Annotated in this window: 16 protein-coding genes; 6 read left to right on the forward strand and 10 right to left on the reverse strand. The window is 59.5% G+C overall.

What is annotated here, in order from left to right:
• Positions 1-43 precede the first annotated feature (43 nt).
• The gene (locus VMH34_02525) at positions 44-1,294 is read left to right on the forward strand and encodes a cytochrome C (protein ID HTT07650.1); all 1,251 of its coding nucleotides are present in this window, start codon (positions 44-46) and stop codon (positions 1,292-1,294) included.
• 58 nt (positions 1,295-1,352) lie between these two features.
• Here the strand turns inward: VMH34_02525 and VMH34_02530 are convergent, their stop codons facing one another.
• The 4 genes from VMH34_02530 to VMH34_02545 all read right to left on the reverse strand — a co-directional run bounded on the left by VMH34_02530 (position 1,353) and on the right by VMH34_02545 (position 4,856).
• The gene (locus tag VMH34_02530; protein ID HTT07651.1) at positions 1,353-1,763 is read right to left on the reverse strand and encodes a response regulator; all 411 of its coding nucleotides are present in this window, start codon (positions 1,761-1,763) and stop codon (positions 1,353-1,355) included.
• Complete coding sequence (locus VMH34_02535) at positions 1,763-2,551, reverse strand: cyclic nucleotide-binding domain-containing protein (protein HTT07652.1); 789 nt, start codon at positions 2,549-2,551, stop codon at positions 1,763-1,765. The genes VMH34_02530 and VMH34_02535 overlap by 1 nt, the downstream gene beginning before the upstream one ends.
• Positions 2,552-2,710: 159 nt before the next feature.
• Positions 2,711-3,322 (reverse strand): response regulator, encoded by a 612-nt coding sequence (locus VMH34_02540; GenBank protein ID HTT07653.1) that lies wholly within the window; start codon positions 3,320-3,322, stop codon positions 2,711-2,713.
• Positions 3,309-4,856 (reverse strand): PAS domain S-box protein, encoded by a 1,548-nt coding sequence (locus VMH34_02545; GenBank protein ID HTT07654.1) that lies wholly within the window; start codon positions 4,854-4,856, stop codon positions 3,309-3,311. The genes VMH34_02540 and VMH34_02545 overlap by 14 nt, the downstream gene beginning before the upstream one ends.
• A 402-nt stretch (positions 4,857-5,258) precedes the next feature.
• Here VMH34_02545 and VMH34_02550 point away from each other — a divergent pair, with 402 nt between their 5' ends.
• The 5 genes from VMH34_02550 to VMH34_02570 all read left to right on the forward strand — a co-directional run bounded on the left by VMH34_02550 (position 5,259) and on the right by VMH34_02570 (position 9,175).
• Positions 5,259-5,564, forward strand: coding sequence for a c-type cytochrome (locus VMH34_02550; GenBank protein HTT07655.1), 306 nt, complete (start codon positions 5,259-5,261; stop codon positions 5,562-5,564).
• 57 nt (positions 5,565-5,621) lie between these two features.
• Positions 5,622-6,452, forward strand: coding sequence for a potassium channel family protein (locus VMH34_02555; protein HTT07656.1), 831 nt, complete (start codon positions 5,622-5,624; stop codon positions 6,450-6,452).
• A gap of 173 nt (positions 6,453-6,625) precedes the next feature.
• Positions 6,626-7,072, forward strand: coding sequence for an Hsp20/alpha crystallin family protein (locus VMH34_02560; protein HTT07657.1), 447 nt, complete (start codon positions 6,626-6,628; stop codon positions 7,070-7,072).
• A gap of 363 nt (positions 7,073-7,435) precedes the next feature.
• On the forward strand, positions 7,436-8,578 hold the full coding sequence (gene hpnI, locus VMH34_02565) for a bacteriohopanetetrol glucosamine biosynthesis glycosyltransferase HpnI (GenBank protein ID HTT07658.1): 1,143 nt from the start codon (positions 7,436-7,438) through the stop codon (positions 8,576-8,578).
• Between the two features lie 75 nt (positions 8,579-8,653).
• Complete coding sequence (locus VMH34_02570) at positions 8,654-9,175, forward strand: DUF3828 domain-containing protein (GenBank protein HTT07659.1); 522 nt, start codon at positions 8,654-8,656, stop codon at positions 9,173-9,175.
• Between the two features lie 10 nt (positions 9,176-9,185).
• On the opposite strand, the gene VMH34_02575 is transcribed toward VMH34_02570, so the two are convergent.
• The 6 genes from VMH34_02575 to VMH34_02600 all read right to left on the reverse strand — a co-directional run bounded on the left by VMH34_02575 (position 9,186) and on the right by VMH34_02600 (position 22,399).
• Positions 9,186-10,352, reverse strand: coding sequence for an EAL domain-containing response regulator (locus tag VMH34_02575; protein HTT07660.1), 1,167 nt, complete (start codon positions 10,350-10,352; stop codon positions 9,186-9,188).
• Between the two features lie 157 nt (positions 10,353-10,509).
• The gene (locus tag VMH34_02580) at positions 10,510-16,044 is read right to left on the reverse strand and encodes a PAS domain S-box protein (GenBank protein HTT07661.1); all 5,535 of its coding nucleotides are present in this window, start codon (positions 16,042-16,044) and stop codon (positions 10,510-10,512) included.
• Positions 16,041-16,433 (reverse strand): response regulator, encoded by a 393-nt coding sequence (locus VMH34_02585; protein HTT07662.1) that lies wholly within the window; start codon positions 16,431-16,433, stop codon positions 16,041-16,043. The genes VMH34_02580 and VMH34_02585 overlap by 4 nt, the downstream gene beginning before the upstream one ends.
• Positions 16,434-16,443: 10 nt before the next feature.
• Complete coding sequence (locus VMH34_02590; protein HTT07663.1) at positions 16,444-18,960, reverse strand: response regulator; 2,517 nt, start codon at positions 18,958-18,960, stop codon at positions 16,444-16,446.
• A gap of 56 nt (positions 18,961-19,016) precedes the next feature.
• Positions 19,017-20,075 carry a chemotaxis-specific protein-glutamate methyltransferase CheB gene (gene cheB / locus VMH34_02595; protein HTT07664.1) on the reverse strand — a complete coding sequence of 353 codons (1,059 nt, stop codon included), beginning with the start codon at positions 20,073-20,075 and terminating at the stop codon, positions 19,017-19,019.
• Positions 20,076-20,077: 2 nt separating this feature from the next.
• Positions 20,078-22,399, reverse strand: coding sequence for a response regulator (locus VMH34_02600; GenBank protein HTT07665.1), 2,322 nt, complete (start codon positions 22,397-22,399; stop codon positions 20,078-20,080).
• Positions 22,400-22,562 lie beyond the last annotated feature (163 nt).

Consider the following 22,562-nt stretch of genomic DNA (forward strand, 5'->3'; position numbering starts at 1 on the left):
AACTCCAAGTCATGCAATGCCTAGTTTCTCCCGTCAGACGGGTATGGCATGCGCCCAATGTCATATCAATGCCTTCGGCCCCCAGCTCAATTCCTTCGGCCGCAACTTCAAACTCACGGGCTACACACTGGGTGACTGGCAATTCCCCCCCTTGAGCAGCATGCTCGTGGCTCCCTCGTTTACCCATGCCGACAGGGACGTGCCGAGCCCCACCCCGCCTTTCGGCAAGAACAATAGCTTGTCTGCGGACCAGTTGAGCTTTTTTTACGCCGGCAAAATCTTCACCTCTCAACTGGTTGACTCGGGGGCTATGATTCAAGTCACCTACGATCCCAATGCGGATGCGATCGCATGGGACAACGCCGATGTCAGGTTTACCCGCAATGCGACGATTGGCGGTCATGCGGTAACGCTGGGCGTCTCGGTAAACAATAATCCCACGGTGCAGGATCTCTGGAATACAACCCAGGCGTGGGGATTCCCGTTTCTGACGACCGCCAACGAAGATTTGCCCACGCCGCCGGGCGCCGCGTCGCCTCTGATCAGCAACCTCGGGCAGCAAGTCGGCGGCGCGACTGCGTACTCGATGATCGACCAGTGGTTGTATGTCGAGGCCGGCGCTTACGCGAGCCTCTCGCCCGATCTGCAACGCACCTTTGGCGTACTGGGTAGCGACACCGCGAACAAGATCGATGGCGGCGCGCCCTACTGGCGCGTGGCCCTCCAGCATGAGTTCCCGCATGCCTATGTGGAAGTCGGGCACTATGGATTGGCGGCGGATATTTTCCCCGCGCGCGTCTTTAGCGCCGGCACGGACCACTACACGGACCTGGGGGTGGATGCGACGTTTCAATATGACCCCTTCGGCGATAACAACCATATTCTCCAGTTGTGGGGCACTGCGAACTGGGAGGACCAGCATTTGAGTGCGAGTCAGACGCTCGGCTTTGCGGGCAACCTGAACAGTACACTCACCACGTTCAATGTCACCGGATCGTACACCTACCTGCAGACGTACCAGTTAAACCTGGGGTATTTCTCCAGTCAGGGGAGCACCGATCCCATTCTGACGAATCCCTCCGGTAATCCGGAGAGTGACGGAGTGATCGTCGAATTCGATTACACTCCGTTTGGCAAGGCCGATTCGCTCTGGTTGCCGTACCTGAATGCGCGCTTCGCGGTGCAGTACACCGCCTTTACGACATTCCTAGGACGCGGATCGAACTACGACGGCAGCGGCAGGGATGCAAGCGACAACAGCACACTGTTCCTGAGCGCGTGGTTCGCTTTCTAGAAATCAACAGGAAGGCTGACATCCCACCATTACAATGTCGCGATTGCTTTCTTGAGCATCACGCCGTGGGATTCGACAGTATTTGTTTGATCCGTCCCAGCAACACCACTTTAAAAAAGGGTTTTTCGAGGCAATCCGCAGCACCGGCACGTATGGCCCGCACGGTAAGGGGGATATTGCCGGGCGACGTCAGCACGATGGATGGCAACGGCGTTCCCCGCCCCCGCATCTTCTCAATCAACTCGATGCCCGACATCCCCGGTAACTTTTCCTCGCCCACAATCAGCAAATCAAAACGGGAAAGATCCGCCAGCGCCTCCTCCGCCGAGGTCTGGCACAGCACTTCATAACCATGCGACCGCAACAGGGATTGCAACGCTTCTCCCATGGCAATATCGGCGTCCACCACACCAATCACTGGCCGTCCAGCGGCCTGGGCTTTCGGGTTCTCCACGACCGTCGCCTTCATCAGTTCAGTCCATGGACATGGTGTTGCGTCTTGCCAAGGGGCGACCAACCATGAGCGCCCATGACTTCGTGCAATTTTTCCAGCGACAGCAGACGGATATGACGGCGTTCGACCTTCAGCAGTCCCTTGACCTGGAATTGTGTGAAGATCCGGCTGACCGTCTCCACGGCCAGCGACAGGAAACTGGCCACTTCCTGCCGTGACATGTGCAGATTGAATTCCCTGTCCGAATAGCCGCGCTTTCCGTATTGATCCGAGAGTTGCAGCAGGAACATGGCCATGCGCTGCTCCGCGTCGCGTTGCGATATGAGCATCGCGTGCTGTTCTTCACGCGCCAGTTCCTGGCCGGCGATGCGCATGAACCGCCGCAGCGCCGTTGGCACACGGGTGAATCCATCATCAAGTTCCCCCAGCGTGAAGCGGCAAAAGCTGGTGGTCTCCAGCGCCTGCGCCGAGGAAACGTGACGCTCCTCGCCCAGCGCGTCCAGCCCCACTACATCGCCCGACAGGTAAAATCGAATCACCTGTTCGGCGCCGTCCGGGGCGTTGATGGTGGCCTTTACCGTTCCCGAACGGACGACATAGAGGGCATGCATCTTGTCCCCCTGCCGGAACAGATATTCTCCTCGATCGATTACCCTGCCGTTATGGCCGCAGTGCCTTTGATTGGAAGCACCACGTCCGTGCGCATCTTCCACATCGCAGATCGCATGCAGACTGCACTTTTTGCAGGTTGTCTGGGACTGACTGAAGGAAACCACATTCGTCACTGTTTGAACCTGAGCCATATACCCTCCTCCACATCATTATCATTCAGGCATCGTCAGGCTTATTTATAGCCGGCTGGAAACGGGGTGGGTATTCGAAAATACCCGGACTGGATTGCGGGAAGTACGTAGTAAAGCGGGTACGGCTCGCAGGCATGGATCCCCCGCCTGCGGCGGGAATCAGTCGTTCAGAAGCACCATCTCCTGCACCAACTCCGCCAGAGACCTGGCCTGCATTTTTTCCATGACCCGCGCGCGGTGGGCCTCCACGGTGCGTTCGCTGACGCCCAAATCCAGGGCCGTCACCTTGTTGGCCTTGCCGGCGACCATGCCGTCGAGCACGTTCCGTTCCCTCGCCGTGAGCAGTTCCAGCTTTTCCATGAGTCGAAATTTGCCTTTCAGGCGCTCACGGCGCTCCTGATCCTTTTGCAGCGCCCGCTCCAGACTGTCCAGCAGAACCTGGTCCTTGAACGGCTTCTGGAGGAAATCGAAGGCCCCCTCCTTCATCGCCACCACCGCCATGTCCACGTCGCCGTGACCGGTGATGAAAATAATGGGGAGGACCAGTTGATGTTTGTTCATGTGCTCCTGCAGTTGCAGGCCGCTCATGCCGGGCATGCGCACGTCGAGGATGATGCAGCCCGTCACCTCCGGCTGCAGTTTGTCGAGCAGTTCCGCCGCCGTGGCGCAGGGTATCGGGCGGTAGCCGACGGAGCGCAGCAGCATGCAAACCGCCTGCCGCACGGAAGTATCGTCATCGACGACATAAACGGCGGCCTCAGAGGGCTTCATCCACAGCCTCCATCGCCACGGGCAGGGTGAAGGAAAAGCACATGCCGCCGCCGGGATTGGAGGCGTGCCAGAACTTGCCGCCGTGGGCGGTGATGATCGACAGGCTGATGGGCAGCCCCAGGCCCATGCCGCCGGCCTTGGTGGTCACGAAAGGAGTGAAAAGCACGTTGGCCACGGTGGACGACAGACCGGGTCCCCGATCCGCGACGTCCACCTGCACGCGATCGGGCGCCGGGCGGTTCGTGCGCACAACGATTTTGCGTTTCTCCGGCTCAACCACCTTCATGGCATCGAGCGCATTCAGGATCAGGTTCATGACCACCTGTTGGATTTGCACGCCGTCGACGGTGACCCGCGGCAATTCGGAATTCAGCTCCAGATGGATGTGGCATTCATTCTCGCGCACATTGCTCTTGGCCAGTTTCACTATGGAACGCAGGCATTCGTTCAGATCGGTGGATTCATAGGCGATGGCGCGTTTGCGGACATAGCCGCGCATGCGCTGAATGATCTCCCCCGCCCGTTCCGCCTGCGTGGACATTTGCTCCAGGGCCTCGCGCATCTCGCCGGGCAGCGCCGGCACCTGCTCCATCATGCGATTGATGGCCTGGGCATAGGCGGTGATGGCGGTCAACGGCTGGTTGATTTCATGCGCGATGCCCGAGGCCATCTCGCCCAGGGTGTTCAGGCGATCCACCTGCGCCAGGGCCTCGCGGTGGGCGCCGGCCTCCTGCTCCGCCAGCACCTGCGGCGTCCGGTTGATGACATGAGCGGTGATCATCGGTCCCCGCAGGGGGGCGTCCACCAGCCCGCCGTGCAGGCTGACATGCAGCAGTTCTCCACCCGGAGGACGCAGATGCAGGTCGATCTCGGCCACCGTCCGGTGCATCAGTATTTTCTGACAAAACTGCCGGAAATGCTCCCGGTCCTCCGGAATAATCCAGGATTCGAACAAGCCCCCCTTGATGTCATCCGCCATGATACCCAGCATGCGCAGCAGCGCGGCATTGACGTAATGCACCCCGGCATCGGCGCCCAACGTGACGACGCCGATGGGCGCGCTCTCGATCATGAGGCGCAATTCCTGCTCGCTCACCCGCAGCGCGCTTTCCATGGCCTTTTCCTTCGAGATGTCGCGCAGGATGCCGATAAAACGGCGCTCATTCCCCGCCTCGGGCAGTTCCCCCACGGCCAGATAGAGCGGGAACTCCGTGCCGTCGCGGCGGCGGCCATATACTTCGCGGCCGATGCCGATGATATGGGCCGTGCCCGTCTTCAGATAGTTCTGCATGTAGCCGTCATGTTGATGCCGATCCCGGTCGGTCATCAACTGATTGAGTTTGGTGCCCACGACCTCATCCGCCCTATAGCCGAACATCTTCTCCGCAGATGGGTTAAACCGCCTGATGATCCCATGCGCATCCGCGATAATCAGCCCGTCCACGGTGGCGGCAAAGATGCCGTCCAGTTCACCCTCCAGCGCCCGCAACCGTTGTTGCAGCGTCCCTGGCCGCTTTTTTTCCGTTTTAGTCATTTCGGTTCACTATTGTTCAGCGCGGTGCTCTGCGCGGTGCTCTGCGCGGATTCGGCCTCGCGCCCGAGTTGCACCGGACTTAGAACGGAACATCGTTCTATGGGCTCATCTTCAATCCGGGCCGCGTCACGAGTTACCCCACGACAGGGATCCTCGTGGGATTCATCGTAAACCTGCAGCCAGCCACTGGCGTTGACCACGTGTTCATCGCCCTTGACAATGAATACTTGGGATATTTTCGCACCTAAATAAGTGTCGAAACCCGTTCATTGTTGATCTGGATCAAGTTTTTCCCTCTTTAAGGCCCCCTATAGTTACAATATCCAAATCAACAGAAGGATAAATCCGTTCCCAGCCCACGGATATATTAAGGGGTCTCCCATGAAAACGTCACTTCCCCAGATGGGTTACGTCGTCGGTTTGTCCATAACCCTGGCATCGGTTGCGAATCCGATCGCAGCGAATGAAGCGCTGGCCCAGAAGCACAACTGCCTCCTGTGCCACGCCGTGGATAAAAAAGTCGTCGGCCCCGCGTACAAGGATATCGCTGCTAAATACAAGGGCGACCCCAAGGCCCTCGATACCCTAGTTAAAAAGGTGAAAAACGGGGGCAGTGGCGTGTGGGGCAACATTCCCATGCCGCCCAATTCCGCAGTGCCGGATGAAGACATCAAAACCCTGGTGCAATGGATCCTGTCGTTGCAATAGCGCGCGGCTGATTGTGCCCATCCCGACCGCCTGCCACTGGCTCTCGACCCGCGGCGGATGAAACTATTCGATAAATTAAAAATTCTGTCAGGCGCGGGCGGGATTGCGGCGCACGACGGCGGCGCCGCGCATAAATGGCAGCATCATCTGCGATGGATGGTGTTTCTGGCGTTGCTGGCCACGATACCCGCCTTCTATCTGCAACTGGGCGGGATCAACCCGTATTACCAGCGCATGGGCGCCCTGATTTATCTGGCTGCCGCCATTTTCCTCGCCGGCCATGCCCTCATCATCGCTTCAGTATCAGACCGCCCCTGGAGCTACTTGAAGCGCAATTGGTCGGATGCCGCCATCGCGCTGGGTGCTTTTCTGAGTTTCAGCAGCTCCGGCGCGGCGTGGTCAACTCTGGAATGGATCCTGCGGACATTGTTGATCATGTTAATCGTGTTGCGGCTGATCTTGGCCCTCCGGCATTTTTTCTCGCCCACCGGCACCCTTTATCTGCTGGGAATGGGCATCATCGGCCTGGGATTGGCGGGTTTGGGGTTCTACTGGCTGGAGCCCAGCGTGCAATCCTACGCGGATGGCTTGTGGCTGGCGTTTGTCAGCGGCTCCAGCGTGGGCTACGGTGATTTGATACCCACCACGCCGGCCGCCCGCATCTTCGCGGTTTTCGTGATTATATTCGGCTCCATGATGATGTCCCTGGTGACGGCGAGCCTGACGGCCATGTTTGTGGAAAAGGAGGAACATCAAATCGAACTCAAACTGCATCACGACATCAAGGAATTACGCCGGGAACTGGAACAGCTCCGCGCGGAGCTGCAGAAACACAATCCTCGAGGCGCCCTTCTTGCCAAACGATCGCCCGGGGAAGGTGCGACCTGATCCTGATACATCCCCGTCAACCCGTCGTTTTCTTAATTATTTATCGGGTGCTTGCGATCTCCGTTTCGTTTGATCCGGATCAATACAACTTCAAGGATATGGGCCAGAATGTCATTTATCAGCAATGCGGCAGTTATATGTTTCAACGGTTTTAATTAAAGAGGAGACGGCTTATGACCAAGTTAACCCGATGGGACCCCTTTGATCTCTCCGGCCTGCACATGTTCGATGACCGGTTCGAGGATTGGATGCGCCGCATGTTCCACCCGCTGCGTGCGCGTGGAGCAGAGGAGGCGCTGGACATCGCCATCGATGTCACGGAAAAAAACAACGCCTATCTGATAAAGGCCTCGATTCCGGGCGCAAGGAAAGAGGACATCAACGTTGCAGTGGACGGCAATCTGGTGTCGATCAGCGCCGAGGTGAAGAAGGAAAAGGAAGAGAAGGAAGGCGAGAAGGTGTTGCGCCGCGAGTGCTGCTACGGCGGCATGCAGCGCAGCTTTACGTTGCCGGGAGATGTCGAGCAGGGCAAGGTGGACGCGAAGTACGTGAATGGCGTGCTGGAGCTGACCCTGCCCAAAAAGGCCGGGGGTACGGCCAGGAAGATAGAAATTCAATGATGGCCGCGTCAGCAGGGTCTCTCCCCCTCCCCGATTCCCGCTGACTTTATTGTTAAGGCCGTGCCAGCAGGGGCCCTCCTTCCCCTGTTGGCCTTGTTTTCGAAGGGGGAGTGATGGCCGCATTTTGTGTTCTTCCGTCAGTGCGTTCCCCTCCATAACTCCTTTCGCGCGACGGCCTCCCGCCGCGGCGTCTGTAACAAAATCGTAACTTGAGCCACTACCGGAATCCTTTTGCCATGTGCCCAATTAAGCTGAATGGCGGTGGTCGCGCAGTATTCAAAGGTGCTGTAAAAAAATGCATACTATGCAAATTACAAATCCCCCCTTGTGGATATTTTCATCGTTTGTTGACCGGGAATGTCGATGTCGCTGATCAAAACCGCCATGGAATTCCTTGCCCTGATGATCGCAGTCGGTGGCGTTGCCTACCTGTTGCTGGCCATCTGGCGCGTCAGGCAGTTTAAGGAGCGCCGCGTCGGTTCCCCCCATTTCTCCCCCGGAGTGACCGTGATGGTGCCCGTGCACGGCGCGCCGGCGCGTCTGTATGAGTGCCTGCGCTCCATCTGCGATCAGGATTATCCCGATTTCCAGGTGATCTTCGGGTTGCATCGCCATGACGACCCGGGCCGCACGGTGATAGAGCGTGTGCGGGCCGAATTTCCCCGGCGTGATCACGAAATAGTCATTGATGAGCGGCGGATCGGCGCCAATCCGAAGGTGTGCAATCTCGCCAATATGTATCACGCCGCGAAGCATGATGTGATTGTCACCGTGGACAGCGACGTTTTGGTCGACCCCCGATTTCTCAAGACGATAGTGGCGCCGCTGGCCGATCCGGCCGTCGGCGGCGTGACGTGCCTTTACAAAGGCACTCCCGCATTCGCAAACTTTTCTTCTATCCTGGGGGCCCTGTATATCAACGACTGGTTCATCCCTTCGGCGCTCGTCGATCTGGGCCTGCGCGAAATGGATTTATGCTACGGGGCCGCCTGCGCCATGACCAGGAAATCACACGAGGCGACCGGCGGCTTTGCCGCCCGCGCCTCGGCGGTCGCCGAGGACGATGTGCTGGGGGAGCTGTTATACAAGGCCGGCTTCAAAATCCGTCTGGCGCCCTACGTCGTCACCACCATGGTGCTCGAGCCCGACTTCCGTTCACTCCTGCGCCATGAGTTGCGATGGATGAATTCCGTCAAGGCCTGCCGCCCCCGGGATCATCTGATGTCGGTGGTCATGCATGCCGTGCTGCCGACCGCCTTGCTGGCCGCCGCCAGGCCGGCCGCCCTGACAATCGGTCTGCTCGTCGCCATCGTTGCATTGCGCCAGGTCCTGCATTTGCTCCTTCGGGCGCGATTGCTGACGCAGGTTCCCCGGACGCCCTGGCTGGTGCCGTTGCGCGATGGCCTGAATTTCTTCGTCTGGACCATGAGCTTCCTGACCCGCTCGATGCGCTGGGGCGATATTCAACTGCGTCCGGCCGGCGCGCGGCAGATGGTTGCGGATTAGCGAAGGAATCGCATGGACAAGCCATGGGCGCGCCTGCGCCGCTGCGTTTGCAGGTTCATAAACGGATTGAGCGTCATGAATCTCCGCACGGTCTTTTTGCTGGCGCAAATCCTGCTGATCAGTCCGCTGTCGTTTGCCGATGATTCAACGGCAGCCGGTGCCGTGGTGACCCGGTTCTATGACAAATATCTCGAACGCCGATGGATTGGCCTGCCCAGCATCAAGGATCAGAAGGAAATCTCGCCCTACTTGAGCAGGGAACTCTCGAAGTTGCTGAATGACGCGCGCCGGTATGAACAGGATTACAAGAGAAAACGCCCGGATGAAAAACCGCCCTTCGTCGACGGCTGCCTGTTCGCAAGTCTGTTCGAAGGACCGCAGGCATTCAAAATCGCGCAAATCACGGCCATCCCCGGGGGAGGATGGCAGGTGACCGTCGCTTTCTCATACGAGGATCAGAAATGGCGGGATATCGTCGTGGTGAAACGCGAGGGAAAGCGATACGTCATTGATGACGTCCTGTTGTCCGGGGCGGGCCCCTTCAATCCACCAGGACGCCTGTCGGAAACGCTGAAATGGCGGGACAACGGCGGGTAAAGCGCCGCGACTACGCGACTGCGGCGGCCCGCCCCATCCAGCCCGTGCTCCAGCGCGGCACCTCCGTGGCAGGCATCGGCTTGCCGATGTAATAGCCCTGGGCGTGGGTGCAGCCGTAGCCGCGCAACAATTGCAGGGCGGCCTGGGATTCCACGCCCTCGGCGCAGACCTGCAATCCCAGATTGCGCGCCAGATCAATGCAGACGCGGATGATCGTCTTGGCCTCGTCATTGCGCTCGATTTCCTGCACGAAGGATTTATCAATCTTCAGTTCACTGAACGGCATGCGGTAGAGCTGCACCAGCGACGAGAAACCGGTGCCGAAATCGTCCATGGACAGGGCGAAATTCTTCAGGCGCAGCCGGGTCAGGATATCCATGGTCTTGGCGACGTTCTGCATCGCCCCGCTCTCGGTGATTTCCAGCTTGAGCGTGGCCGGATTCGCCCCCTGGCGACTGACCAGGCCGAGGAAACGATCGGGTAAATCGAGGCGATCGAGCAGCACGGGCGCGACGTTGACCGCGACCGTCAGTGCCAGCCCCTGGGCTTGCCATGCGGCGTGAGCCTGTAACGCCTGCTCCATCACGTATTCAGTCAGGGCATCGATGAGTCCGCTGCGCTCCGCCAGCGGTATGAATTCCATGGGCGGCACCAGTCCCACGCCCGGCCGCTGCCAGCGAACGAGGGCCTCCATGCCGACGAGCGTTCCCGGCTGGGTATCGAGGGCGATCTGCGGCTGGTAATGCACCGTGAATTGCCGTTGTTCCAGCGCCGCCTTCAGGTTCTCGGAACTGGGCAGATCGTGCCGGACGTTTTGCAGCAAGCCTTCCAGTTCCGCCAGGCGCACCGGTTTTTGCATGGTGCCCAGCATCTTGAGACGCAGTTCCTGGCCCAGACGCACGGCGGCATTTCGCACCCTGGCATCCGCGCCGCTGATGAGCAGGATGGCGGCCGTCATTTGACGCTCGGCGAGCCAGCGCAGGAATTCCACACCGTCCATCTCCGGCATTTGCAGATCGAGGATGATGACCTGCGGCGTATTGACCGCGAGGTAGGCCTCGCAGTCGGCGCGGCGCTGCACGGTGGTCACGCTGTAGCCGCTAAGGCAGGCCACCTCGGTCATGAAGTCGGCGACCTGCGAGTCGTCATCGATCACCAGCAATTGCGGCGTGTCCATTAACCAGTCCCCACGGTCAAACCTCCCCATGCGAGTATTGGGCAAGGGGCTGGGCTGGAAAATCAGGGAGAACCGAAGGATGACCTGCTAAAAACCTTAACCATCTCTAACTCGTTAATATTTCAGCATTAGTTTGAACGGCGTCATCATGGATCCGTCATCTTTCCTCGGTCACGCCCAAGGCCCGGCGCACTGCTTCCTGGAGCGCGTGGGCGCGGTAGGGTTTGGCCAGCCAGAAATCGTTTTCCGTCTTGGAGATATGATTGGCGGCGGCCTGCGGCGCATAACCCGAGGTATAGAGCACCCTCAGCTCCGGACGTTGCGTGCGCAGTTTGAGCGCCAATTCAACACCGGTCATGCCTCCCGGCATGACGACGTCGGTAAACAACAGGACAATGTCCGGATGTCGCGCGAAACATTCCAGTGCCGCCGGACCGTTTTCCGCCGAGATGACCTGACAGCCCATCTCGGTCAATGCCGAAGTCGTGATCGCGAGTACGGCCGGGTCGTCCTCCACCAGCAGAATCTTCTGGCCGCCCAGTTTGCCCCATGTAGAAGTGGTGGTGGTCGCAGATGTCTTGTCGGCGGAAGCGCCCTTGCGATGGCGCGGCAGATAGAGCTTGATGCTGGTGCCATGGCCCACTTCGGAATAAATCTCGATGTGGCCGCCGGATTGCTTGGCGAAGCCATAGGCCATGCTCAAACCCAGTCCCGTGCCTTTGCCGCGTTCCTTGGTGGTGAAAAAAGGCTCGAAGGCATGCCGCCGGACCTCCTCGGACATGCCGGTGCCCGTGTCGCTCACCGCCACCAGCACATACTCTCCCGCATCGGCCTGGGCGTGCCGGGTCACGTACGCCGAGTCGAGGGTGCAGTTGGTGGTCTCGATGGTGAGCACGCCGCCGCCGGGCATGGCGTCGCGGGCGTTGATGGCGAGGTTCAACAGGACATTTTCCATCATGCCGCGGTCGGTCCTGACCTGCCAGAGATCGGCCGCCGGCGCCACCTCAATCTTGATCGTTTCGCCCAGGGCGCGTTGCAATAGTTCCTGCGTCGATTGGATCAGATCGTTGATGTCGAACACCTGGGCCTCGAATACCTGCTTGCGCGAAAAGGCCAGCAGGCTGCGGGTCAGGGAGGCCCCCCCTTCCGCGGCCTTGAGCGCCGCATGGACATAGCGCAAAGCCGTGGCGTCATCCTTGAAACGGCGCTCCAGCAGTTCCAGGTTGCCGATTATCGCCGTCAGCCGGTTGTTGAAATCGTGCGCCACGCCACCGGTCAACTGTCCCACGGCGTCCATCTTCTGCGACTGCGCCAGTTGCTGTTCCATGTGTTTTCTCTGCGTAATATCGGCGCAAGCACCGATCCATCGGCCCTCCGCTTTATCGGCGCCCTTGATGACCATGCCTTGATCCAGCCAATGGCGGTAGCTGCCGTCCTTGCAGCGGACGCGATATTCCTCGGAAAATGGCTTGCTTGGATCTCGCAGATGCGCATCAACCGCGGTGATGACGCGCTCGCGATCTTCGGGATGGATGCTGTTTTCCCATCCGGCCAGGGTGCGATCAAATTCTCCCGGGCCATACCCCAATGCAGCCCCCACGTCTCCATGCCACGTAAGTTCATTGGTATGCGGATCCCATTCATAAATCATATCGTTGCTGGCAGCAGCAACCGTGCGGAATCGTTCCTCGCTTTTCTTGAGCGCCGCTTCTGCCTCCACGCGCTGAGTGACGTCCCGCGTGAGCTTGACAAAGCCCAACAGCTTGCCATTGGGGTCGCGCATCGCCGTAACGACCACGTTCGCGTAAAACTGTGAGCCGTTCCTGCGCACACGCCAACCCTCGGTTTCGCTGTGCCCCACCGCCTGTGCCCGCGCGATCATCTGCGCAGGTATTCCGGCGGCAATGTCCTCCGGTTTGTAAAAGCGCTCTATCGACCGCCCAATGATTTCCTCAGCAACATACCCTTTGAGCCGCCGCGCGCCATCGTTCCAGGTGATGACCCGTCCTTGCGGGTCAATCATGAAAATCGCATAGTCTCGGACGCCTTCGATCAGCAGGCGAAAGCGTTCCTCGCTCTCTTTGACTTTTAGCTCCGCTTCGTGGGAAGCGGTGATATCCGTCCATGACCCTATGATCTCTTTTCCGACCACGCGGAAGTTGTCGCGGATCCAGCGGTATTCGTCCCCCTTGCATAGGAAACGATATTCCACCGTACCGCTCTCCCCTCTCTCAAGAGCCTCCATCTCGGCAATGACACGCGGAAGATCCTCCGGATGTACATGACTGGGCCAGAAATCAGGATCGTTTTGCATGACCTCCGGTTCAATACCGACGATATCCCTGATGGTGTTGCTGACGAAGTTGCAACGATGCGGCTTGTCCCTGCTGGTTGCATAAATAACCGAGGGACTGGAGTTGATCAGATGGGCGAACCGCTGCTCCGCGCGGGCCAATAATTGTTCCTTCTCAAACCGCATCTGTGATTCGGCGAGGATGTTCGCGATGGCCCCGATGAAATGGACGTCGTTATCGGTGAATTTGCGTTTCCTCGTGCTGTGCACGCCGAGTATGCCCAGCGGGTTGCCGACATCCCCGATGATGATGCTGACGCCGCTGACGATGCCGTGTTCGACGAGCAGGGGGATGGCATTGAAGCGTTTTTCCTCGTTGATGTCCTCGACGATGACGGGGGTCTTGGATTTCAGCGTGTAACTGGCCTGCGTGCGCTTTTCGATCTCCATGATGGCATGCCCCACCAGTCCCTTGCGCCAGCCGTGTCCCGCGCTCAACAGCCACGCGTTGCGCTGGTCCGGGATTTTTCTCAACACATCGCAGTATTCAACACGGAGGGTGTGCGTGAGGATGGCGACGGCCTCGTTTTCCACCGTCGCCGGATTGCGCATGACCAGGGCGAATTGTCCCAGACGCGAAATGGCCGCCTGCTGATCGAGACGCTGTTGCAGTTCGTCGCTGGTCCGTTTGCGTTCGGTGATATCGACGGTGAATATCAGGATGCCGCCGATTCCGCCGTCTCCGCGCCGCCAGGGTCGCACCTCCCATCGTTCCCACTGTACACTCCCGTCGGCCCGATCAAAACGATCCTCTTCACACACCTCCGAGGCGCCGGCGAGGCAGCGTTGATGCACCTCGCGCCAGCGCTCCGGGATTTCCGGGAACACCTCGTAATGGGAGCGGCCGATGAGATTCTGGTCGCCCAGTTTGTAGTCGCTCAACCAGCGGCGGCTGACCGCAAGGTAACGCATATCCAGATCGAACATGGCAATGGCCGCGGGGGCGTGTTCGATGAACAGGCGCAGCAGCGCCTCGCTTTCGCGCAACGCGGCCTGCGTCTTTTCCCGCTCCTTGCGGGTGTGCAGAAATTCGATGCCGTGGGCGAACTCGTTGGCGAGCTGATTGAGCAGGATGATCTCGCGATCACCGAAGGCATCCGGCTCGGCCGCGTAGAAATTCAACGAACCATACATCTGCTCGGAGACTATCAAGGGCAGCGCCGCCACCGAGGCATAGCCCCGTTTTGACGCCTCCTCCCGCCACGGCGTAAAGGCTGGATCGGTGAAAATGTTCTGGATCGCGCAGTGCTTGCCGGTCCGGATGGCGGTGCCCACCGGCCCGTGCCCGAGCTCATTGTCCGCCCAGGTGACCTTGATGCGCTCAAGATAACCCTGTTCGAAACCCGCCTGCGCAAGCGGACGGACGGTGCGGGCCTCGTCTCTTTCCGCCCGGCCCACCCAGACCATTTTGAAGCCGATTTCATCCACCAGGATGTTGCAAAACTCGGAGAGGAACCGCTGCTCATTCACGCTCCTCACCAGTACCGCGTTGCATACGCTCAAGGCCTTCAATGCCCGGTTGATGTACTTGAGCTCGTCCTCCTGGCGCTTTCGACTGGTGATGTCGCTTGCGACCGTCACCACGCCGGTGATGTTTCCCGAGGCGTCGCGGAACGGGTGATAACTCAGATTCATGTATCGGCGGCCCATACCCGGATAATCGAGCCAGTGCTCGGCCTGCACGGTTTCGCCTTTGAGACAGCGTTCGGCGTAATCCTTGATCACCTGTCCAAATTGTTTGTCACGGAAGAACTCCGGGGAGGTGTGCCCGATGATTTGTTCGCGGGGGAGTTTGAAATATTTGCATACCTGGTCGTTGACCACCACGTATCGGTTGTCGGCGTCCTTGAATGCCAGCAGATCGGTGGTCGTGGCGACGATTTCACCGTAGCGCCGCAACTCCTGTTCGGATTTCACCAGTTTGAGGATGGTCTGCGACAGGGCGATGGTCTGGCCGATCTGCGAGGCCAGGCTGCGCCCGAAGGCGACCCAGTCCTCCTCCACCAGATTGAGGCTGGTGGAAAACAGTGCCAGCAGCCCGCGGCCGCCGTTGTTCTTGGGCACGGGGATGATCAATGCCGATTCGGATTCAACCTGGCGCAGCAGGACCTCGGCGGCCCCGGTCGGCAGGGCCGGTGAAGGAACCTGCACCGGATATTCAGCGCGCAGGAATTCGGTGAACAGTTCCTGCTGTCCGAACAGGTTCTGCGCCGCGGAAAGCAATTTGTCGCAACCGTATTGCACGTGCAATTGCAGCCGATCTTGATCATCGACTAGATAGAGCAGCCCCTTGGACAACCCGGCGCCATCCAGGCAATGCGCCAGAATTCCCTTCAACGCGGAGTCCGTGTCACGGCCTCGCGTCAGTGTTTCCGAAATGAGGCTCAATTCGTTCAAGATCGCCGCCTGCGCGTAACCGCGCTGCATCGCCCCCACGCGCAGGTTCAGTATGCGATCAAGCTGTGAGGTGACCCGCGCGTGCCGTTCCTTTTCAAATTCCTCGTCGCTGTGCAGGCGGTGCGTCGGCACCGGACTCGACAGACTTTGAACCACCGCATTCAATATTTCCTTCACGCCAACAGCGCGGGAGACATAAGCGCTGGCGCCGATGCGTTCCGCCAGATCGCGATCCGCCTGCTCCAGATAGTTGGCGCTCATCAGCACCACCGGGACCTTGCGCAGCCTGGGTTCGCGGCGCACGGCGTAGCACAATTCAAACCCGTCCATGCCGGGCATCAATACATCGCTGACGATGGCGTCGGGTGGTTGTTTCTGCGCCAAGTCCAGGGCCTCCTGGCCGCTGCGCACGGCGATGACTTCGAAGCCGGCGTTGGTGAATTGCAGGCGCGAGTATTTGAGCTGGGTCGGATCGTCATCCACGAGCAGCAGGCGCCGTCCATGCCCGGGTTTCTCATCAACCGTCTTCGAAGGCAGCAGGTAAGTACGGATGACGGCGAGCAACTGTGACGGTTCGACCGGTTTGATCAGAAAATCCGTGAAGCCGACATCGGCTATGATTCCCTGTTCAACCTTGGTCACGAATCCGGTGAAGGCGATGATGGGAACGCCTTCGCCGCCGGGCAGGGCGCGCAGTTTGCGGACCAGATCGGCGCCGTCGATGTCGGGCAGTTTCAGGTCCTGCAGAATCAATCGGGGCATCCGCCCGGTCGCATGTTCCAGCGCGGTCCTGCCATCACCCACCGCGATCACTTGATAGCCTTCCTTCTGCAGTGTGACCTGCACCAGCTTGAGCGTGATGGGGTTGTCCTCAACCACCATGATCGTTTCATGCGCGGGCGTGCCGCCGGAGGGTGGCGGCGCGGTTTTCTTCCGAATCATCTGGAACTCCCTGACTTGGACGACTCCATGTATCTGGCAATCTCGATGGGAAAACTGCGGACATCGATCGGCTTGGTGATGTAACCGCTGCAACCGCTGGCACGCGCCCGTTCATCATCGCCCTTCATGGCATAGGCCGTCAGCGCGACGACCGTGATATCGCGGGTCACCGGATTGGATTTCAGTTGCCGTGTCAGCGTCAACCCGTCCATGCCCGGGAGTTGGAGGTCCATGAGGATCAAACGCGGATGAAAGGTATCGAGCACCCCCAGCGCTTCCTCGGCGTTCGTGGCGACACGCACTTCATAGCCTTCCGTGGACAGCAGCACCTTGATGAGTTTTGAATTTACCGGATTGTCGTCGACAACCAGCAGTGGCTCCCCGCTCATAAGTCAGGCCTTAGTTTCGTTTATCCGCGCGCTGCGCCGGCGCCAATTGGTGCAGGGCCTCCAGCAGCGACATGTCCCCGCGGGGATCGCTTATTTTGACGACGGCATGCGCATGAGGTTGGAAACGCAACCACAGCTGCTGGGCCGGCGTGATGCTTCTGCTGATGGTCCAGACCACCACCGGTACATGTGGACAATCCTCCGATCGATGCGCCTGCTCCAGGAACTCAAACCCGCTCATCTCCGGCATCAAGAGATCCAGCAACACGGCATCCGGTTTCTCCTGCTTTAGCAACGTCAGGCCCTGTTCGCCTCCCGCCGCGACCAACACGCCATAACCGAGATCGGTCAGCAAGCTCTCCGCGAGCTTCAGGGCCTTGGGGTCATCGTCCACCACCAGGATGCGATTGCCGGTCCCGCCGCGGACGCCGGCCTGCTCCAGTGCCCGTACCAGCATCTCGCGGGTGACCGGTTTGGTCAGGAATGCCTTCACCTCCGTCCGCGCCTTCGCCTTGTCAGTCAATACCGAGACCATGATGACCGGAGTCGCGCTGTTGGGGCCTTTCTCCTGCACCGCCTTGAGCACCTGCCAGCCGCTGACGTCGGGCAGCAGGAGATTGAGCACGATGGCGTCGTAAGCCTTCTCGCGGCAGCAGGCGATGGCCTTCGCGCCGTTCATGACCGCCTCCGTCCGGTAACCGGCCTCGCCCAGCACGCGTGTCAACCAGGCCAGATCGTCGCTGTTGTCGTTGATCACGAGGAGCAGCGGCGCGTCCGCCGATGCCTGCCGCACCGGCAACGGCTCACCTTCGGCAGTCGCCATCGCCTGCCGTGGCAGCACGGCGTAAAATACGCTGCCTTCACCGAAGGTGCTGCGCACGCCGACTTCGCCGCCCTGTGCCTCCACCATCCGCTTGGTCAACGCCAGCCCCAGTCCCGTGCCCTGGTATTTTTTGGCGGTACTCGAGTCGATTTGCTGAAATTCCGAAAACAGCCGCGGGATATCCTCCGCGCGGATGCCGATGCCGTGGTCTTCGACTTCGATGCGGTAGTGACTCGAGCCCTGCGGCAATGCGCGGATAAGCACCCTGCCGCCCTCCGGCGAGAATTTGATCGCATTCGAGAGGTAGTTGTATAGAATCTGCTTGAATTTGGCCGGGTCCGCAGTGATACCCGTCAATTCGGCATCCACCGTGACTTCCGCCTTGATGCGCTTCTTCAGCATCAGCGTGCGCAGCACGGTGTGCACCTCGCCGATGAGATTGTCGAGATCGACGGGTTCGGGGTGAAACTCCATCTTGCCGGCCTCAACCTTCGCCAGGTCCAGCACGTCGTTGATGAGTTGCAGCAGGTGCAATCCGCTGGTCAGGATGTCGCCGAGATATTCCTTCTGTTCCTCCGAGACCTCCCCCACCTTGCCGTCGTGCATCAGTTCGGAGAAACCGATGATGGCGTTCAACGGCGTGCGCAGTTCGTGCGACATGTTGGCGAGAAATTCGCTCTTAAGGCGGCTCGCTTCCTGCAACTGATGGCCCTGTTTTTCCAGCTCCTCATTTTTCCGGTGCAACTCCTCTTCCCTCACCGTGAGTTTCTTATTGGCCGCTTCCAGTTCCAGATTGGTCCGGGCCAGTTGCTCGGCATACGCAGCGCGCGTTTCAGCCGCCTCCTGTTCGGCGCGGGCGCGCAGCAGTGCCATTTCCCGTTCCTTGAATTCCGCGATGATGCGCTGATTTTCCTCATATAACTGCCGCCGCCGGATCAGGGCGCGCAATCGCGCCTTGATGATTTCAATGTCACGTGACTTGCCGACCACGTCATCGGCGCCGGCGATGATGACTGCGGTCATGTCCTTTTTGGTTTCGCGGCCGGTCAATGCAAGGATTATGAACGTGCGATCCAGCGTTCTGCGCGCCTCCACCAGACGCTGGCAAATTTCTGTCCCGCTGATGTCCGGGAGGACGAGATCCAGCACCACGCCGTCAAACGGCTGCAATGCCAGCCGCTCAAGCGCCCTGGCGGCCGTGTTTGCAGTTTCAATTTGATAACCTTCCCGCGATAACTCCGCCACGACGAATTTCAGATAAGTGGGGTCATCTTCGATCACCAGCAGGCGGGTGGCGGCAAAACGTGTTTCACTGGCGCTGATGACATCCTGGATGCGTGATTTCCTGAGCAATGCCTGAATGCGGATCAGGAGAATCTCGTTCTCTTCCGATTTCCTGAGATAATCGTCAGCGCCGCTTTCCAACCCCCATTGTTCGGTGTGCGCGTCTTCTTCGCCGGTCAGCATGAGAATGGGGATGCCCCGCGTGTCGACGTTCATCCGGATCCGGCGGCAAAGCTCATCGCCGTGAATCCCGGGCAGGTGGTAATCGGTGATCATGAGATCAGGAAGCGCTTGGTTGAGCTGTTTGAGAGCGTCCTCGGCGCTGCGCGCGCTGTCCACGTCGTATCCCTCCCCCTCGAGGAAATATCGCAGGCGCAGCGCCTGGGTCTCGGAGTCCTCCACGATTAGAATGCGTTCCATTTTCTCGCCTTTAAAGCCGTCTCTCACCGTCGATGGACGTTAATTACGATTCAAGCTTACTGACCACGCAGTAAACGGGTAAGCAGCGTGGCGATTCCCTCCGGCCCCAGCACGTGACTTGCGGCATCGAGTTTGACGGCCTCGGCGGGCATCCCGTAAATGACCGAACTTTCCTCATCCTGGGCGACGGTGACCGCGCCCTGCTCCCGCATCAATTTCAATTCCTGCGCGCCGTCCCTGCCCATGCCGGTCAGCAACACGCCGACCGCCTTCGGCCCATAGACCCCGGCCACCGAGCGAAATAGAAATGAAATCGACGGACGCAGGCCGTTTTCCGGAGGGTCATCGCTCAGCACAATGCGGCGTTTACTGTCCACACCCATGTGAACTCCATCCGGCGCAATGTATACATGACCGGTCAGCACCGGGTCGCCCGCGGCGGGCATGTGGATCGGCAGGCTGCACGAGGTCGCCAGCCAGTCGGCGAGGCCCTGCACGAACCCGGCCGCGATGTGCTGGACGATCAAAACGGCAGCGGGAAAACTCCGCGGCAGTGCTGAGAGGATGGCGCGCAATACCGGCGGGCCTCCGGTCGAGGCGCCGATGGCCACCAGCTCACATTCGGTCGAAATATGCCGCATGCCCGTCCGCGCGGGCGCCGTTTCGATCATCCGCGGCCTGGTTGACCTTGCCCAACGGCGGACCACGCGCACTTCAGACATGAGCTGGACGGTGTTCACCAGTTCCTTGGCGGTCGCGGCGTGATCGGGATGCCCGGGTCCGGGCGGGTGCTGGAGAAACGCCAATGCTCCCGCGTCTATCGCACAGAAAGTCGCCGCGACTTGATCCGTGAGCGTCCCGCTGACCACGATGATCGGCACCGGATCCTTTTGCATGATGCGCCGCACTGCTTCAAAGCCGTCGATCTTGGGCATGTGCACATCCATCAGCACGACATCGGGATGCACGCGGCTGACGGCTTCCACCGCCTGTTCTCCGTCGCCGACGGCCGCGATGACGTGCATCCCTGGACTCGAATTGATGAGATGGACCAGAAATTCCCGTGAAGTGGGGGAATCTTCCGCGATGAGTACCTTGATGGGGGCCTTGGCCACGGTTACGCCAGTCTGCGGACGATATCCAGGAGCCCGCTCTGATCAAAACTGCTCTTCACGATGTAGGCGTTGGCGCCGACATCGATGCCGCGCTCGCGATCCTCGCGGGAGGCCAGCGCAGTGACCAGCACCACCGGCAGATCAGTGAGCGTCTTTTCAGCACGGATCTTCGCGGTCAGATCAAATCCATTCATCCGCGGCATCTCGACATCCGACACCACCAGATCAAATTTATCAACCCTGAGTCTTGTGAATGCATCCAGACCGTCGACGGCCGTTTTCACCTGATAGCCGGCGGTTTCCAGGATGTTCTTGAGCAGCGAGCGCGCGGTGATGGAATCTTCGACAACCAGAACCGACTTCATCCTTTCTTCCGCTGCGGATACCCTTTCCGCTGGTCGAGGCACGGCTTCCACTTCCGCAGCGGACTTCATCAGATCGGCGACATTCAGGATTGGAACCAGCGTTCCTGTTCCTGTGATGGTCGCGCCGGCGACGTTCCGCACTCTCGAGAGCTGGGACCCGAATCCCTTCAGCACCACTTCCAGCTCCTGTTGTACTTCATCCACGACGAAGGCGATGTGTTCGCCGCCGAAGGCGACGATCACCACGGATTCCAAGTCGGGATGTTCCCCCCTGCCCGCGGCGGGCAGACGCAGGGCATCCCGTAGATTCACCAGCGAGATTGCGTGTCCGTTGAGTCGCACGGCGGCCTTGTTTTCGATCGTTTTGATATCCTCGCGCCGGATTCTTACCACGCGTTCCATGTTGATCGTGGGCAGGATGAATCGCTGCCCTCCGGCGCGCACCATCACTCCCCGATATGCTGCCAGCATCAGCGGGAGGGTGATGCGAAACAATGTTCTTTTGCCACCCCGTGATTCGACGGTAATACTCCCGCCGAGACTTTCAACCTTTTCCTGCACGATGCTCAAACCCAGCCCCCGGCCGGAAATATCCGTCACAATCGGACTCGTGGAAACTCCGGATCGAAAAATCAACGAGAGAATTTCCTGCTCGTTCAATTTTTGAGCCTCTTCCGCGGAGACGACGTCCAGCTTGCGCGCCGTCGCCAGAACCTTTCCTGGATCGATGCCCCTGCCGTCGTCGGAAATTGTAATTTCCGCCCGGCCGGTGGTCTTCTGTGCGATCGTGATGACTATGGTCCCACCCTTTGGTTTGTTGCATCGCCGGCGTTCGGCCGGCGTTTCGATGCCGTGGTCTATGCAATTGCGCAGGATGTGGATGAGCGGATCTTTCATCGCCTCCTGTATGCGCCTGTCGATTTCGATATCCCCGCCCTCAACGGTCAGGGCGACCTCTTTGTTCTGCTCCCGCGCCAGGTCCCTTACCAGTTTGTGCAGCGGCTCGATCAGGACGGAGACGGGCAGCATGAGCAACCGCCGCGCATCCTCGAGCAGACCATCGATCATTTTGCCCAGGGCACGCCCGTCGCGGGCGGCGGACGCCGTCATCGCCTCCAGTCGATGTGTCAGCGTGCGCATGTCGGCGATTTGGGTGCGTATCAAACCCAGTGATTCCGGGTCGTTACAATTATTCTTTCGCTCGATGGATGCCGGCGGCGGGCCGGCTGTACCCGGCGAGTTCGCGGAGAGTTCTGTGTAAAGTGCTTCCAGTCCCTTTCCATGCGCGAGAAGCATGCCCACGATTTCCTTCAGTTCGACGACGCGTTGTTCCGCGGCGAGTTTGGCGGGCAGCATTTCCTCAGCCTGTCTGAACAAGGTATCAAGCTTCCAGCTCGCGACCCTGACCGTATCCGCCGCCGTCTTATGTTCAATCGCGGGCGCCTGTGGGGCCGCAGCCGGCGTTTGAATGACGGATGGCGCGCTGTCGCGCGACCCGCGCGTCTTCGTTGGTCGTACCGCACTGCGCTGGATTCCGGATATCAGCGGCGTCCCGGTCCCTTTCGCCATCGCCTCCAGACGTTGAACCGTGGGTGACATCCGTGGCGTTGCGGAGGTGGTTTCGCTCTCGGCAAGAAGTTTATTTAGATCCTCAACGGCTTCGTGCAACAGATCGAATAAATCGCGGGAAAGCGAGACGTTGCCGCGCTTCAGCGCCGCAAAAACATCCTCCAAAGGCTGGCACAGAGAGACCACGGCCGTCATGTTGACCACGCGCGCCGCACCCTTGAGACTGTGGACCTCGCGGAAGACGGTTTCGATCAGTTCCCGCTGCCTTGCCTCGACGGGTGCCTTCTCCAGTTCGAGCAGGCCCGCCGAAATCGAGCCGAGATGTTCCTCGGCCTCCACCGCGAAGGTCTCGCGCAACCGCTTCAGAAGTTCTTCGTCTTTATCGACCATGTGCCATTCACATCCTCTACAACCGGTATTGCTCGACAACCGATTTCAGCTTCTGCCCGAGGTCATTAAGATTATGGGCGGAGGATTCAACTTGTTTGGTGCCTATTGCATTCTGTTCGCTTGCCTGGTGGATATTGCCCATCGCCAGCGCCACCTGATCCAT

It is taken from the genome of Gammaproteobacteria bacterium (assembly GCA_035501935.1).
Classification (GTDB): domain Bacteria; phylum Pseudomonadota; class Gammaproteobacteria; order JAJPIJ01; family JAJPIJ01; genus JAJPIJ01.

Excerpts from the sequence above, each read along its gene's own strand:
- VMH34_02525 (HTT07650.1), top strand. The coding sequence starts at position 44 with ATGGCATGCGCCCAATGTCATATCAATGCCTTCGGCCCCCAGCTCAAT.
- VMH34_02530 (HTT07651.1), bottom strand. The coding sequence starts at position 1,763 with ATGAAGGCGACGGTCGTGGAGAACCCGAAAGCCCAGGCCGCTGGACGG.
- VMH34_02535 (HTT07652.1), bottom strand. The coding sequence starts at position 2,551 with ATGGCTCAGGTTCAAACAGTGACGAATGTGGTTTCCTTCAGTCAGTCC.
- VMH34_02540 (HTT07653.1), bottom strand. The coding sequence starts at position 3,322 with ATGAAGCCCTCTGAGGCCGCCGTTTATGTCGTCGATGACGATACTTCC.
- VMH34_02545 (HTT07654.1), bottom strand. The coding sequence starts at position 4,856 with ATGACTAAAACGGAAAAAAAGCGGCCAGGGACGCTGCAACAACGGTTG.
- VMH34_02550 (HTT07655.1), top strand. The coding sequence starts at position 5,259 with ATGGGTTACGTCGTCGGTTTGTCCATAACCCTGGCATCGGTTGCGAAT.
- VMH34_02555 (HTT07656.1), top strand. The coding sequence starts at position 5,622 with ATGAAACTATTCGATAAATTAAAAATTCTGTCAGGCGCGGGCGGGATT.
- VMH34_02560 (HTT07657.1), top strand. The coding sequence starts at position 6,626 with ATGACCAAGTTAACCCGATGGGACCCCTTTGATCTCTCCGGCCTGCAC.
- hpnI (HTT07658.1), top strand. The coding sequence starts at position 7,436 with ATGTCGCTGATCAAAACCGCCATGGAATTCCTTGCCCTGATGATCGCA.
- VMH34_02570 (HTT07659.1), top strand. The coding sequence starts at position 8,654 with ATGAATCTCCGCACGGTCTTTTTGCTGGCGCAAATCCTGCTGATCAGT.
- VMH34_02575 (HTT07660.1), bottom strand. The coding sequence starts at position 10,352 with ATGGACACGCCGCAATTGCTGGTGATCGATGACGACTCGCAGGTCGCC.
- VMH34_02580 (HTT07661.1), bottom strand. The coding sequence starts at position 16,044 with ATGATTCGGAAGAAAACCGCGCCGCCACCCTCCGGCGGCACGCCCGCG.
- VMH34_02585 (HTT07662.1), bottom strand. The coding sequence starts at position 16,433 with ATGAGCGGGGAGCCACTGCTGGTTGTCGACGACAATCCGGTAAATTCA.
- VMH34_02590 (HTT07663.1), bottom strand. The coding sequence starts at position 18,960 with ATGGAACGCATTCTAATCGTGGAGGACTCCGAGACCCAGGCGCTGCGC.
- VMH34_02600 (HTT07665.1), bottom strand. The coding sequence starts at position 22,399 with ATGGTCGATAAAGACGAAGAACTTCTGAAGCGGTTGCGCGAGACCTTC.